Origin of the sequence: Providencia sp., assembly GCF_040396775.1 — a bacterium.
In the GTDB taxonomy this organism is placed as follows: Bacteria; Pseudomonadota; Gammaproteobacteria; order Enterobacterales; family Enterobacteriaceae; genus Providencia.
The window spans coordinates 294,129-309,438 of the sequence record NZ_JBEBNT010000002.1; the positions used below are offsets into that span (position 1 = coordinate 294,129).

At 41.7% G+C, this 15,310-nt stretch carries 13 protein-coding genes; 4 read left to right on the plus strand and 9 right to left on the minus strand.

The genetic code is table 11. From position 1 onward, the window contains the following. Positions 1-10 precede the first annotated feature (10 nt). Together ABWP91_RS03840 and ABWP91_RS03845 are read left to right on the plus strand one after the other, a co-directional pair. Positions 11-262: an acyl carrier protein gene (locus ABWP91_RS03840; RefSeq protein ID WP_353242109.1), complete on the plus strand. Its 252-nt coding sequence runs from the start codon at positions 11-13 to the stop codon at positions 260-262. Beyond that, complete coding sequence (locus ABWP91_RS03845; RefSeq protein WP_353242110.1) at positions 263-1,003, plus strand: SDR family oxidoreductase; 741 nt, start codon at positions 263-265, stop codon at positions 1,001-1,003. It abuts the gene before it with no gap. A 95-nt stretch (positions 1,004-1,098) separates the two neighbouring features. On the opposite strand, the gene focA is transcribed toward ABWP91_RS03845, so the two are convergent. Then, entirely contained in the window at positions 1,099-1,956 is an 858-nt protein-coding gene (gene focA / locus ABWP91_RS03850; RefSeq protein WP_353242111.1) for a formate transporter FocA, read from the minus strand. A gap of 227 nt (positions 1,957-2,183) precedes the next feature. On the opposite strand from focA, the gene ABWP91_RS03855 reads away from it, so the two are divergent. Continuing rightward, positions 2,184-3,161, plus strand: a complete 978-nt coding sequence (locus ABWP91_RS03855) for a LysR substrate-binding domain-containing protein (protein WP_353242112.1) — start codon at positions 2,184-2,186, stop codon at positions 3,159-3,161. A gap of 60 nt (positions 3,162-3,221) precedes the next feature. On the opposite strand, the gene ABWP91_RS03860 is transcribed toward ABWP91_RS03855, so the two are convergent. The 7 genes from ABWP91_RS03860 to ABWP91_RS03890 form a co-directional block, all read right to left on the minus strand. Beyond that, positions 3,222-4,400, minus strand: coding sequence for a M20 metallopeptidase family protein (locus tag ABWP91_RS03860; protein WP_353242113.1), 1,179 nt, complete (start codon positions 4,398-4,400; stop codon positions 3,222-3,224). Positions 4,401-4,973: 573 nt separating this feature from the next. Continuing rightward, a complete protein-coding gene (locus ABWP91_RS03865) occupies positions 4,974-6,299 on the minus strand; it encodes an amidohydrolase (protein WP_353242114.1) in 1,326 nt (441 codons plus the stop codon). 19 nt (positions 6,300-6,318) lie between these two features. Then, positions 6,319-6,795 carry a hypothetical protein gene (locus ABWP91_RS03870; protein ID WP_353242115.1) on the minus strand — a complete coding sequence of 159 codons (477 nt, stop codon included), beginning with the start codon at positions 6,793-6,795 and terminating at the stop codon, positions 6,319-6,321. Positions 6,796-6,807: 12 nt separating this feature from the next. Continuing rightward, a complete protein-coding gene (locus tag ABWP91_RS03875; RefSeq protein WP_353242116.1) occupies positions 6,808-7,596 on the minus strand; it encodes a DUF3100 domain-containing protein in 789 nt (262 codons plus the stop codon). A gap of 727 nt (positions 7,597-8,323) precedes the next feature. After that, the gene (locus ABWP91_RS03880; RefSeq protein WP_353242117.1) at positions 8,324-11,287 is read right to left on the minus strand and encodes a TonB-dependent receptor domain-containing protein; all 2,964 of its coding nucleotides are present in this window, start codon (positions 11,285-11,287) and stop codon (positions 8,324-8,326) included. Positions 11,288-11,311: 24 nt separating this feature from the next. Next, the gene (locus ABWP91_RS03885; RefSeq protein ID WP_353242118.1) at positions 11,312-12,763 is read right to left on the minus strand and encodes a surface lipoprotein assembly modifier; all 1,452 of its coding nucleotides are present in this window, start codon (positions 12,761-12,763) and stop codon (positions 11,312-11,314) included. Between the two features lie 78 nt (positions 12,764-12,841). Then, positions 12,842-13,588 (minus strand): Slam-dependent surface lipoprotein, encoded by a 747-nt coding sequence (locus ABWP91_RS03890; protein ID WP_353242119.1) that lies wholly within the window; start codon positions 13,586-13,588, stop codon positions 12,842-12,844. A gap of 498 nt (positions 13,589-14,086) precedes the next feature. Here ABWP91_RS03890 and ABWP91_RS03895 point away from each other — a divergent pair, with 498 nt between their 5' ends. Next, positions 14,087-14,713, plus strand: a complete 627-nt coding sequence (locus tag ABWP91_RS03895; protein WP_353242120.1) for an SDR family oxidoreductase — start codon at positions 14,087-14,089, stop codon at positions 14,711-14,713. 36 nt (positions 14,714-14,749) lie between these two features. On the opposite strand, the gene ABWP91_RS03900 is transcribed toward ABWP91_RS03895, so the two are convergent. Further along, complete coding sequence (locus ABWP91_RS03900; RefSeq protein WP_353242121.1) at positions 14,750-15,286, minus strand: GNAT family N-acetyltransferase; 537 nt, start codon at positions 15,284-15,286, stop codon at positions 14,750-14,752. Between the last annotated feature and the right edge of the window lie 24 nt (positions 15,287-15,310).

Here is a 15,310-nt window from a genome sequence, read left to right on the forward strand (position 1 = left end):
GGATAACAAAATGAGCCAATATCAAACAATTTATAACAAAATTAGTGAAATGATTTGTGATGCAAAAGATTTAGAAAGTGAAGAGGTCAATGAGGATCTGACATTAGTCCAGTTAGAGTTTGATAGCTTAGATTATGTTGAATTAATGGTGCTAGTGAAACGTGATTTTAATGTTACGTTAGACGCTGATTTTTTCATTCAGCATCCAAATCTTTCAATTAAAGAACTTTGTGAACATGTAGATAAGGAGTCTGAATCCTAAATGGAAAACCATAAGTGGGTGTTAGTCACTGGTGGAAGCCGGGGAATTGGTCAGGCATTAGTCGCTGAATTATCACATAACTGGAATGTTATCTTCACTGGGCGTAGTACCGAAAGCATAGCGAGTACACTTTCTTCACTCGAAAATAGACGTCCAAATAGATGGATAAAAGGGTTTCAATGTGATGGTAAAGATGAACAACAAGTCGAGGTATTGTCTCAATCTTTATTAGATAAGTTTGGCGCCCCAGCCGCTATTATACATAACGCAGGTATTACTCGAGATGCATTACATATTCACCAAAATGCGGATATTTGGCGAGATGTTCTAGGCAATAATTTGATTTCCATTGTGAATTGGAACCGCAAATTGATACCTGCGATGTTAATGACAAATTCGGGTTCTATTGTATTAATGTCATCGGTTACGGGCTTAAAAGGGAATGTTGGACAAACGGCTTATGGGGCAAGCAAGGCAGCGATGATGGGAATGGCTCGCTCTTTAGCGCATGAAGTTGGGCGATTTGGTTTACGGGTAAATTGTCTTGCGCCTGGCTTGATTGAGAGTGATATGACACGAGCGATGCCTGAGGCGAAATTAAAATCGATGTGTAAAAACATTCCGTTACGTCGCTTAGGCCAGCCACTAGAAGTTGCCAAAATGGTAGAGTTTCTAATTGGTGATAATAGCCAATATTTGACAGGGCAAACCTTGGTGCTTGATGGCGGCCTAACGGCATAATCAACAGAGAGTTAATGGGTCATAATAGAAAATTAACTCTCTGTATTAATCCAGCCATAGATTGTGAATGTGTGTTGGTGTTATTTTTAATTTTATTAATGCTCACCTTTTTGATTTTTCAAATAAATCCACCAGTAGGTTATACCGACTAATACACCACCGCCGATAATATTGCCGATGGTAACGGGGATCAGGTTGTCGGTAATAAAGTTACTGACGGTGAGTGCAGGGAAACTATCAGCGGAACTGTGGATGGCATCCCAAAATGTGTCGGGGGCAAAGTTGCGTATGATAATGGCTAAGGGAATAAGAAACATATTGGCGATGCTATGCTCAAAGCCACTAGCGACAAACATGCCGATCGGCAGCGTCAAAGCGACAATTTTGTCGGTCAAAGAGTGACCAGAGTAACTTAACCAAACTGCAAGGCAGACCATCAAGTTACACAGTGTGCCAAGGCAAACCGCTTCAATAAACGTATGGTGCATTTTATGGTCGGCTGTTTGTAAAACATTTAGTCCCCACAACCCATTGCTGTTCATCAATTGCCCTGAAAACCAGATAAGCGCAACAAAAAAAATTGCCCCAACAAAATTGCCAAGGTAAACCAATATCCAATTACCAATCAATTGTTTATACGTAATTAAATGGCTGGCTTTTGCCATGACGGTCAGGACTGTTGAGGTAAAAAGATCGGCACCACATACCACCACTAAAATCAGCCCTAATGAGAAGCAAAGTCCCCCTGCTAATTTAGTGAGGGAATTCGCGGGAACCGCGCCTGTTGTGACCGTGATATAGAACGTAAATGCGATAGAAATAAAGATACCGGCCATAATCGCCAAAAAAAAGCTAATATCCTTTTTTTTGCTGACTTTATAAAGGCCTGCTTGCTCTGCGACTTTAGCCATTTCCGCTGGGAGACGTAAGTCAAAGATATTACTGTCTTTCATGAGATGCTCCTTGGATAGTGCTATGGATAGAGGTAATTGCAAAATAAATGCATAACCTATGCCAAGGTTGATCGAGTTTTATCATTAGAAAGGGCTTAATAATAGCCATTAATTTAGTGGGCTTATCTTTTTGTGATACAATTATTGCGCACAACAGGGTGCATGTTGTATAAAAATTGTCTCTTTTTAATTCTTATTTTGATCCATTCAAACTGGATAAATCAGCAATGAACATTAGTCAGCTAAAAAGTTTTGTTGAGGTGGTAAGGAGTGATTTTAATATCACCAATGCCGCTGAAAAAATGTATACCTCACAACCTACAGTGAGTAAGCAGCTTAAACTATTGGAAGATGAGCTGAATGTTTCTTTATTTAATCGGAAAAATAATAACTTACTTTCATTAAGCCCGATTGGAGAACAAGTTCACCAAGTCGCATGCGATATTTTGGCGCAATTTGATAAAATCAAAAATATCGTGTCTCACGAAGATACGACGATTAAACAAAACCTGCATATTGCCACAACACATACCCAAATCCGCTATAAATTACCCAAAGTGATTGAGCGTTTTAACGCACGTCATCCCAATATTTCCCTGCATTTTCATCAAGGTGCGCCAGCGCAGCTAGCGGAAATGGTGAACAATGGCGATGTGGATTTTGCTATCGCAACAGAATCAATGCACCTTTATGATGACCTACTCGCATTGCCTTGCTATCAGTGGTCGCGCAGCGTTATCGTTCCGCATGACCACCCACTTGCTCAGTGTGAAAAATTAACCATTGAGGCGCTGGCTCAGTACCCGCTCATTACTTATGTATTTGGGTTTACGGGGCAATCAAAGCTCGACCAAGTTTTCTATCAAAATAAATTAACGCCAAATGTCGTATTAACGGCAGTTGATACAGAAATCATTAAATACTATGTGAAGCGTGGGGCAGGGGTTGGCATTATTTCGACAGTCGCCTTTGACCCTGAAGAAGATAGCGAGACACTACGCTGTATTGATATTAGTAATCTAGTGAAGCCAAGCTATACCCATGTTTGTATTAGTCGACATATGCACTTGAAAGATTATATGTATGACTTTATTTCCAGCTATGCTCCCCACCTTGATTTAAATTATATTCACCAATCCGCGCAATGGGTTCCAACAGATAAAAACGAGCGTGATGAGCTCTATCGTTCATTACCTGAACTCTAAGAAAAAAGCCGAATAATTTAGGTTATTCGGCTTTAGATTGCGGTGTGTATTATTTTCGTTTTAACGTGTCGCGATATTAATAAAAATCTGAGCGCCAATTAATAGGCAGTCATCATCGACAAAATAAGGGTTAGCATGTAAGTAGTTATTAATCCCTTTCGCTTGGCTACCGCTGCCTAAAAAGTACATTGCCCCAAGTTTATCTTTTGTGGCATTGACCATAAAACTGAAGTCTTCGCTTCCTGTCATCGGTTTGCCATTAGGCTCAATGTTTTCAACGGGTAAGAATGCCGCTGCTGCATCATAAATGACTTTAGCCGCTTGTGGGTGGTTAACCACTGCTGGATAGCCACTGCACTCCAGTGTGGTTTTAAAACCACCTGCTTCACTGCGCTCAACAATCTCTTTAAAGCTCGCTTTTAAGATTTTGTCGGTTTCCTCATCCATTGAACGAATGGTTCCACGTGCTTGGACGTGATCAGCTAATGCGTTTGGAATGGTTCCACCGTTGATCATGCCGCAACCAAAGACCGCAGGGCTGAAAGGGTCGGTTTTTTTTGCAACGATGTAATCCATATAATCGATAATACGAGTGGCTTCGCGAATGGCATCTAACCCTTTATGCGGTGTTGAGCCGTGTGCAGAAATACCGTGTACATCTAGTGTCCAAGCGGAGCCATAAGAGGACATGACACCAGCGTTAAACTTGATATTGCCCGTTTCAAATGCCGCATCATTGTGTAAGCCATAAACTTCATCAACGCCGTCCATGCAGCCCATTTCAACCATTTTATTGGCACCGGGTACACGCATGTCTTCTTCCGCCATTTGGAAGATAAAACGGACGTTATGGGTTAGTTCATCACGGTTTTCACTGAGGTATTTTGCCGCAGTCAGCGCGATTGTCATGTGGGTATCGTGGCCACAGTTGTGGGCACAACCTTCATGAACAGAACTGTGTTCGTTGCAGGTTAAATCCGGCATTTCAAGGCCATCGATATCGGTACGATAGGCAATTAAACGCTTAGCAGGGTCAATAATGAGATCTGCGGTAAAACCGGTATAACCTTCAAATAGGCGAATGTTGTAGCCAAAACTTTGCATCAGCTCGCGGCAGTATTGCGATGTTTTGAATTCTTGACCTGATAATTCAGGGATTTTATGTAAGTCTTGGCGCGTTTTTTTGCTGAATGTCTCAAGCGCAAAGAGCTTTTCGCTAATATTGTACTTATTGGTCATTACATTATTTCCCGTATACAGAAAGCAATTTTCATGCTGTTAAAAGGGTCCCTGATGTAAGCGCGTTCGATTCGATATCGCACTGACGTAACATAACTGCATTTTATTTTCAAAATAAGCCGACTATCAGAAAAATATCTGTGGTGGTTATTGTTGATTATTATTGGTTAGCTAGATTTTAACGTTAATACTCGAAAAGTATGCGTGACGGGGATCGTATTTATATCATATCAGTATTTCATGGCTCATGAAGAATAGGGATGGCGACAAAGTAAAATAAACACAGGAGAATAAATTTATTTAAAAACTGTTAAAAATCAGCTTGTTGTTAATTTCATCACATAAAAGACATTAGCGTTTTTTATCGTCATTAAAGTTTTTTGTATTAAAGGTTTAGAGTTTAAACACGTTATTTAAATAAATTAATTGATTTGGAAAATAAGAAATGTGCAATAAGATTAAATATATATTAAAAATAAGCAGTAATAAATAGAAATAAAAAAGAGGCTAGGGGATGTATATAAGAAATCCCCCTAAATATGATGCTAAAAACAGCATATTTAGGGGCGGGAATTAATTTTTAAAGGAGCTAATAAATTCGAGATATTCCTCTTTACTCATCAGTGGTTTGTAATTATCCATAAGGGCATCAGCGCCAGCCGCATCATCAAACAATAGGTCAATAATGGTCATTGCCATCATTTGAGCTGGGCGGATATACGCCATATCATCATCAAATACCACGTAATCTTTACCATGTAACCCACCACGTATTGCACCAATCCACGGGTGGCTCACTGGCATGATGTGAGAAAGGTCGCCAGTGTCTGTGCTGCCTGTCATATGTTCAGCAACCCAAACGTTGTCTTCACCAATTAAGTCATGCGCATTGTGTTGCAGTAAGTCATTGAGTGTGTCGTTGTTATAAAGAGGTAAGTAACCCGGTAAATCTTTTACCTCCACTTCTGCACCAACAGACATTGCCCCTGCAACCAGCGCACGAGTAATTCTTTCATTAGCATCAATCATCGCTGGGACATTTGAGGCTCTGACATAACTTTCCATACGTACATCACTTGGGGTGACATTCACTAAATCACCACCTTGGGTAATGATTGGGTGGAAACGAATATAATCTTTTTCTTGGAAGGTTTCGCGAATTGCATTCACCCCCATAATCCCCATCATGGCAGCATTGAGTGCATTCACACCTAAATGTGGCGCAGCTGCGGCATGGGAAGATTTACCCTTGTAGTTAATCAGTTTGCCAATAAACCCGTTGGTGGTTGTCGACATCTCGATAAAACCGATATCACGCTCAGGCTTAACACTGGTTAAGTGGATTTGCATTGCCATATCCACATCATCAAACTCACCGAGGGAAATTAACTCGGGCTTGCCACCGATATAATTGATTTTTCCTTGCTCAATCAATTTATTACGGTAAGCAAGCTCGACATACTCCTCTGCGGGAACCGCGAAGGGAACCACGTCCCCCGCGAGGTATTCCATCGCACCTGACTTAACCAGACCAATTGTCACTGCCATCATATTGGCAATTTGCGCATTGTGACCGCAGCAGTGAGCCGCACCTGTCAGGTCATCGGCATCTGGGTGTTCTGCACAAATGATGGCATCGAGTTCACCAATCACGGCAATACTGTGCTTGCTCCCTTTACCACCTTTCAAGCGTGCTTTGACACCCGTCAAGGCCAGTTGATTACGGTAGTTGACACCTAACGCTGAAAACGCAGCTTCAACTTTTTTTGCCGTTTTGGTTTCTTTGTAACCCAGTTCAGGCTCTGCCCAAATATCATCTGCCAGCTTTTTGATAACGTCTTTGTTTGACGCGATAGCTTCGCAAACTTTGGCTTTCAATTGGTCTTTGGTCATTGTCATGGTTAATTTTTTCCTTTATTTAGATAACGCCACTCCATGAAAGAGTCACTTGACCAATAAGTGCAGCGAATAAGAATGTTCCCGTAAATACCGCCAGTGAAACTGGAATAATTCGCCAAGAGATGGCTTTAAATTTTTCGATATCTTTACCGAGTGAAAGACCCGCGAATGCCAGTACTGTGGTACTGATGACGGCCAGTGAAATTTTGCCTGTCATTGCGATCATTTCTTTATCGTAAGGGAATAACGGTGAACACAGGCCCGCTGCAATTAAGGATACCCAGAAAATAACCGGTAATTTACCTAATGGTGGTATTTGTGCGATTAAGTATGCTGCAAATGACATACCGCCTAACAGTGCCATCGCAATCAGCGAGTCACTAAAGACTGCGCCAAAGCTACCGCGACCATAAATTGAGCCACCCAGTGCATCACCCAGTGAAGTGAAGATGATAACTAATACGATGATTATTGCAATTTCTGCCATCTTTTTCATGATTTCGTATCCTTATTCTGTATCCGCTGATGCTGTTGCACGTTTTCTTTTCAGTTTGTTGTACAAGAAAGAGGCAAAAGGTAAGGAGAAGAAAATGTAGATGTACAGACCTAAAACGGAAGACATCAAGTTTGCGGATGACGAGAATGCTTGGATATCCGCTGCATGTTGAGGATAAAGTTCCAATAACGGCGCAACAGACGCGGCTAACATCGACCCACTACCCACACCAGCACCCATGGCTAACGCCAGTGGGCTCATAATATCGAGTCCCGCAATAACGCTGGCAATAATCCCCATCCAAACAGCACCGTATAACGTACCGCAGATGTACATTGCCATGACGCCACGGCCTTCTGGTGAGCTTAAACCGTATTTCGCTTCGATGATGGCAATGTTAGGTTCACGACCAATAGAGTAGGTTGCCCCAACGGCTTCACGTCCCATACCTAACATGATGGCCAATGGTAAACCGAGCAAAATAGTTCCGATAAAATGGCCAACTTCCTGAAGGATCAGCGCGCCACCTGCTTGAATAATTTTTTCCCAAGATGCACCAACAGAGGTGCTTAATTTTGCAATTAAGATAACTAACGCGACACTCATAATTGAGCTAGCACGTGCCATGTTTTGTTCATTAAGAATTTTGAATTTTGGAAAACTGACAATACCACCCATCAACATGGAATAAAGCATTGGAAAAACCATCACAAGACTGATTTTAATTTGCCCTATTGCTTCCGAAAGAAGAATGATCAGTAAGCTAACCAAAAGCAACTTACTATCTTTTAATATACCCATAGTGTTACCTTTCATTGGAAATGTTTTTAAGAGTAATTCGTATATATTTATAATTAAAAAGCATTATTTGCGTATTCATACTATCCATGAAACTATTTTCCTGACAATATTCCGAAAAAGTCTCAGCCATGCCTAAAAGGCATGGTTAAAATTCATAAATTAATATTTATTAATAAATTGAAATAAAGAGAATTATTCTCAATTAAAATAATCGCAATATTCTTTTATTTTTCATTAAGATACAAAACCATTTTAATTTTTTAACATATTGTTTCATAAATGATTTTGATTACTTGCGTAATTTCAGTAAAAAATCGTTAATTCACGGAATAATGTGATTTTGTTCTTATTTTTCTATTCATCCTGAGAAAATAATCATTTTTATTTTATTTATATAATGGTGATAATTGAATTTTAAATAGCGTTAATTATAAATGATTGGTGTTTTGGTTTTTATTTTAATCTGGTGATAGTGTTATTCTTGGAATAATTGGCTAGTGATTATTTTATTTATTTTATTCAAATAAATTTTATAAATTAAAATATACCTACATTGATAGGGGTTTTTGATCAAGATCTCAAAATTGAACATTTGTTAATTGAAAAGCAAGAATAGGGGGTGATTTAATAAATGTTCGATGAGAGGTGCTAGGTTTAGCCGTAAGAGAAAAAACATGATTAAAAACGACCAGCTCTACGGTTATGTAAGGCTAGTCGTAGTTAAGAGCTAAAATTGTGCATTAAGCCCTAGGCGGAAAGTTCTTCCTGGGGCTGGCATCATGCTGCGAGTTAATGGGTCAATATAGTAGCGGTCGGTGAGGTTAGTCACTAAAAATTCAACATTAACGTGTTTATCAATCTGATAGCTTGCATAGGCATCCGCGGTGAAATTAGGTGCCCAATGCATTGGGCTGTTATTCGCCATCGAATACTTACCTGGATAACGCTGGATTAGTTTCTTTTCGTCATTGTTTTGTACACTGCTGGTGTAACGTAAGCGAGTGCCGACCTCGAGTGTTTCATCCATAAAACGCATGCCAAGGTTCGAGTTAATGGCATACTTTGGTTGAAGTTGCGTGCGCAAGAATCCACCTGGGAAACCCGCAGTGGTACAATGAGAGACATTGTATCGGTTACCGATATCTAATTTGGCAGGTTCGGCATCATCACAAACTTCATTTTTTAAGCGATAATCCACGCCAACATCCATAAAGGCATTGCCATTATCGTAACGAGCTTGAAGTTCAATCCCCGCCGTTTTATGTTCTTTTACTTGAATGAAATTTAGTCGTCCATCACGGTCAAAGGCATTCTCAATGACGGTATGGTAATAGCCAATTTTGACATCAGCAAAACGCTCGGCGCCGAGTAAATCTTGCAGATTACGAGAGTAACCAAATTCCATAGTTTTACCGCGCTCGGGCTTAAAGGTCATTTTTTCTTTTCGAGCTTCACTTTCCCCTGCAAAACCAATGCTATTTTCGAAGATGCTAGGTAGACGGATAGTTTCGATATAACGTGCATAAATACGGTCGTTATCGGTGAGGTAGATATTGGCACCAAAGGCAGGTGCCCAGCCATGGCTTTTTTGTTTCCCCGTAAATTTCCATTTTTCTTCTTCTGTTAGCTCCCGTGTTATTTCATCAGCAGGGTGCTCATAGGCATCGTTATAGACAAACACTTCTTTGCCTGTTGCTGGGTCAATTGCCCTCGCTTGTGAGTCAAATGTGCCGTTGTGGAAAGGATTGGTTTTTGTGGTATAGCGGCCATCGCTATCCGATTTCCATTTTGTTTGGAAGTTAACGTCTAAAACGCCATTTTCATCAGGCGATGAGCCATTTTCTCTCTTGGTAATGTAAACCGTATAGTTAGCATCATCTAACCCAAGTACAGAAGTTAAAATTAGGTCGTTACGATAGCCCCCAGCAAAGGGTTTATAACCTTTTGCAATGGCTTGGTCATACTCACTTTGTGTTAATATCCGCTTATAATTGATATTTCGGGCTAGGCGTTGATCGGGGTTTTGGAAGCCTTTAACACGCTTTCGCATTTGCTCTTTTAAGTAATCATCCTCAGTCCAACCATCAATGTATTTTGCACCGGCATCCAGTTCTAACCAACTCGTTGGGCGGTAGTTAAGGTTAAAGGCAACACTGGTTTCTTGACGGTGCCCCTTGCGGGGAAGGGCAATAAATGGGCTGGCAGTTTGTGAGGGAACCACGTCATTAGAGTCTAATTTTTCCTTTAGCATTGATCCCCGTAGGGTTAAATCAAGGTTCGATGTTAATGACATCGTATTGCTTAAGTTAAAGCCAATACGGTCATTTTCCGAGTTCGTTGCGGCGGTATTGATCAAGGAACCATCAATTTTCGGGTCTTTTCCTGGCCCATAGCCACCTTCAAATCCCCAATCTCGTTCTTTCGGTTCTCTAGGGTAGCCGCCCGATGTATTGGTGTCGCCAACGGAGTGAGTCATCCAGAGGTTAGCATTGAAGTCAATCCAAGGGTTATCATCAGGTTGCCACGCATATTCTGCATTGTAGGCATTTACAGTAAAGTGCGCTAAAGGCCATTGAGGAACAAGGTGTTTGCCCTCAAGTTCTTGAAAACCAATACGCGACGGCATAATTTCACCGTAAGTACTTTCACTACGGCGAAAACCAACGTGCAATGTTTGGTTTTCAGTAAGGTACAAATTGGTTTTAATTAAGTACGATTCCAACTCATTTGAGGTATTGGTGACCTCTTTACCGGGACGATAGATATTTGCAGCAAAGGGCATGTAAGGGTCTGGTCCAAGTTGTTGTTGTAAGGTTTGTTGTTCATTTAGCTGGACGGACTCTTTGTAACGGTGCGCGCCATTTTTACCTGCAAAATAATTACCTTGGCGCCGATATGCATAAGCAGCCATGACATCAAATTTTTCTTGCCGTGTTCCAACGGCAATTCGTCCCCCGTTATCTTTAAAGTTAAAAAACTGCGCATTACCACGGGATTTAGGGATGATATTGACGGCAGGATCTGAGAAAACATAGTTATTTTTTTTATAAATTTCGGGATGATCACGGTAATCTTCGCCATAAGCAAAGTGTGAGATACGTTCTCTCGTGGAGTTGCTGCTGGTTTCTAATTTTAAACTCACACCAAATTTTTCATCCGGGGCGACGACATCATCAATACCTAGAGTACGGATAGCAATACCACCGCCGACAGAGGTTTTAATATCGCCCGTTAAAGAACCACTTTTCTCAATCTCAATGCTGCTGATTAAATTGGGGTCAACATAGTTACGGTTATTTGCCCCACTATAACCTCGCCAGACAGTTAAAGATTGCTCGGTACCATCGACGGTGACGGGCACGCGTTCTTGCCCTTGAATTCCGCGAACATTAGGGTCTAACGCGCCGCTATTACGGGCATCTCCGCTGTAGACACCAATGGCGCTATTTAAGACATCGGCAGTACTGGTGCCCTTATAGCGTTCGACAAGATCTTTGCCTAAATAAACTTTAGAGCCTTTGGCATCATATTGGTCGTCATAGCCTTGTCTATCTCGTTCTTTGATGGTTTTTGCTGCATCTTCGACGGTGATCGTACCAAGGTGTTCTTGCTTTTCTGCAAAGGCGGTTGCCGGGAGGGCAAGTGTTGCGATGATTGCTGCTGCCACTGGGTTTAATGGAAATTTATACATTTTAGTTTCTCTATGCCATAACACTTAAAATCGGGTTTCAACTCCGACAGAAATTTCATGCTGGCGATAGGAGTAGATCCCATCAGCCGAACTGCGGTTATCGCGAAAGCGGTAACTGGTATAAGGGGTAAATGCAAAAAGCGAATAGTTAGGGAAGTTGAGCCGCGCAAAGTACATGGCTTCGCGGTCGTGGCGTTTCACATTCAACATGGCGTTAAAATCTTGGAATTGGCTTTCCCGATAGGTGGCTAAACCTAATAAGTGGATATCAGGGGTTAACATGCTGAAAAAGCCTGCACGAACGCCTAACTGATCATAATCATCGCTACGAACTTCTGTTCTAACGCGAGTTGCATCAGCGCCTAAAAACAAGGAGGTTTCTGCGGTTACGCCATAAATTCCCGTGAGATGTAAACTTGAACGGCTCCCATCTGCGCTGTCATAGGGCTTTTGGTAATGAAGTTTTTGGTAATCAGCCGATGCGGTGAGAATAACTTGGGGGGTAAATTGGTAGTCGCCGTCGATTCGCCCTCCTGTACCAAGGTATCGGCGTTTCCCGTCCACGGTTTTAAGCTCAAGTTGTGGGCCTACAGAAAAGGTGCTATTGGCATTATTAAATCGATATAAGGTAGCGAATGAAGTTGTATTTTCACTAAATTCCCCTTCATGAGGATAGCGGTCCCCGTAAGCGGTACCTTTGATTTGTAGGGAATGGTGGCCTGCGATAGGGACAATTTTACTCAAGCTAGCATCAAGGGATAAGCCTGAAGCCGAAATGGGATCGGCCATTTTCCATGTGCCTCCGGGCGTTTCCCACACTTTATTTTTATCGGGTACTTGGTTGATATTACTATTGTATTTATAACCAAGGGATAAACTTCCTGTCCATGAAGTTCGGTTTTCAATGGCAGCAATAAACTGTTGAATTGTTTGCTGGACACTTGTAGGTAATGCTAAATTTTCATCATTAATTAGGTTATTAAATAGAGCCAAAGACTCACTGTTTTGGTTATCTTCGTAATAGGCGCGAGCCAGTTCCAATTTAATACGTAAAAAATGTGGGGAACGTTCGAGTATTTTCTGGTAATAATCAATCGCTTGCGTGTATTTTTTTTGTGATTTTGCGAGTTCAGCTTTAGCAAACAGCACCAATAATGGATCCGCATCAGGTAAAGTTTGATAACGCGGTAATAAACGTTGCACGTCCTGAAATTGGCGATGATTTATCGCAAGGTAAATGGCTTGTCCAAGATCTTGGGCATTATTTTTGAGGGAGTAAGTTTGCCCATTAAGGTTGATGGACATGCCATCAAGTAACATAGGCTGACTGTCATCGGGGGCCGCTGCGCTTTTATCACGATAACTCTGCCTATCTTTTTGCCACAATAATTGTTCGCGATCAGTATCAGGGTTAGCAGAGAATGCGGATAAAGAGGCCGCTACGAGAGCGAACGGTAATAAAAAAGAATATCGCATAGGTCAGTTTCTATGTTGAAAGTTTGCTATCAACAGCCAAATCCATTTCGCCGTTGATAGCAGGGTGTGAATTATGGATTATTGCGCGATATTCCCACGGCTTCCGCCAAACGCCATATCTTTACTGTGATCGCTAAACTCGGTCACACCCGCAATATTTTTGGCTTGGTCGCCAAAGAAGTGACCACGAGTTTTACCTACCGCTTCATTCAGTGTGGCTTCACCAGCAAAGGTGGCATTATTTTTAATTGTGGCATCAATGTTGGTTGCACCAATGTTCCCAGCTAATGATTTGGTGCCAAAGTTTGCCGTAAGGGTACCCGCCGCCATTGCACCACCGTTGTATTGGCTAATTCCTTTAACCGAATACTCCGCAGTACCTGCTGTTGGCATGTTTGTGGTGACATCTTTACCAGAGTAATAGGTGGTATGTGTTGTGTCAGTTGCCGCGCCTGTTGATGACCACTCGCCAAAATAGACTTCAGCATCAGCGACTTGGGCAAAATTAAACACGCCCATTTTGTCATGTGAGGTTGATGTATTGGGCATGGAGATAACATAAGCTTCATTGCCAGGTTGTTTTGGCGCCATTCTGGTCAAGCCTGAGAATGAAATGATTTTTCCACTGTATACCGATTGGACACCGATTCCTGGGTCGCCTACTGCGCCACCATGACCGCCTGCGGTGCCTTCAGTTGGCCCAACTTTAATGGAAGGCGCATTGGGCTTGAACGGCTGGCTTTGATCAGAACCTAGCGCAGCAAAAGCACCAAAAGACATTCCGCAGGTAACGAAGGCTAGAGCGATAACATTTAACTTTTTCATCTAAATACTCCATTTTTATTAAAGGAAATAATGATGTTACGGTTTTTGAAATCATCATGATGGCTATACATTTCGCAAATCATTAAACCAAATAAAAACATAAAAGCAAATGATAATTATTCGTATTAACACTAATATAACTAGGGGTATCAATGAGATAGTGTTTTGATTTGACGCGTTAGTTGTTGATATTAAGTTGGTTTTTTATTGTCTTTTGTTAATGATGATTATGGTTAAGCTAAAGTTTTTTTAATGAAAAGGTTAAATCAATCACATTTTAATAATTTTAAAATGAATCATTTGTTTGAGTTAATTATTAGAGTTACTGATGTTTATTTGTTTTTAACGAGTGTGGTTATTGCGCCAGCTGTGCTCCTGCTTACATAAAAATTACCGAACTTCAACAGGATTGGAGGTATTCCTGCAATGAATGGTTTTTATATTTCAATTAGTTTGGTAGCGTAGTGTGTAATTTCCGTGAATAACTAAGGTGAATGTATGGCTCAGTGGCTACTTTTTGGTGCAGGTGGGAAAGGGGTAGGTAATATGATAGCCCAACTCGCGATTGATAATCAGCAGCAGGTGGTGGCAGTGGTACGCAATACCGAAACCGCCGAAAAGTTGTCATTGCAGGGTGTGCGTGTATTTGTAGGGGATGCTTGCGATGAGGCGATTGTGACTGCCGCGTGCCAAGCGGCAGGTGCTGGTGCAACGGTGATTTCCACCATGGGGGGATCGCAAGATTATTTGGCGAATCGTACCGTCATTGATTGTGCAGAGCAAGCGGGGATCTCCCGTATGGTATTCGTGACCTCCCTAGGGTGTGGGGATTCATGGCAGTATCTCTCCTTACGGTCAAAAGCCGCTTTCGGCCAAGCCGTAAGGGAAAAATCACTGGCTGAATCATGGTTACAAACTAGCTCCCTTGATTTTACCATTGTACGGCCAGGCGGGTTACTCCATGGGGAAGCGACAGGAAAGTCTATTTTGCAGCAAAATATTGAAGCGCATGGGTTAGTGATGCGTGCAGATGTTGCAGAGCAGGTTTACCAACTTGCGAGACAACCTGAATTGAAAAAGCAAATTTATAGCCTTATTCAGCCAGGCCTAACTATCAGCAAATAAGGCTAGGTTATCGTTACTGGCCTGATATTCAGGCCGTTACCACTGATCGCCACCGCGAAAGTCGCAGTATAGGGATTCAGTAAATTTAACCGAATTATCTCTAGACCAGCCCATCACGCCGCCTTCTTCGCCTTCAGAGCGAACATAAGCGCCTTGGCGTAATTCAAACAAAGCGCCTTTCCATACTTTCCAACCGAGGGATTTATACAGGTGGAATCCTTCGTCAGAGGCTGACAGTAAGCCAAGTTGGTAGCAATTGCCGATGATGGTATTTGTTATAGACATCAATTCACGCCCAATACCTTGACGGCGATAACTTTCCAGTACCGCCATCGCTTCGACATACCCCACTGAAATCGGTTTATCATTAATGGCCATATGGCGCTGGATAATCGCCACGTGACCCACGATACGATGTTGGTCATAGGCAAAAACGTGCATACCACCCAAGGTGTGCTCAAAATCATCTCGAGTGAAATCCCCTTCAAACCCGATAAATAACATATCGAATAAAGCGTCTTTTTCGTCATCAGTTAGCTGTGAAGTGTGGCATTGCCTGTATTGAATAGTCATAAAATACCTAAATATATTTCTCTA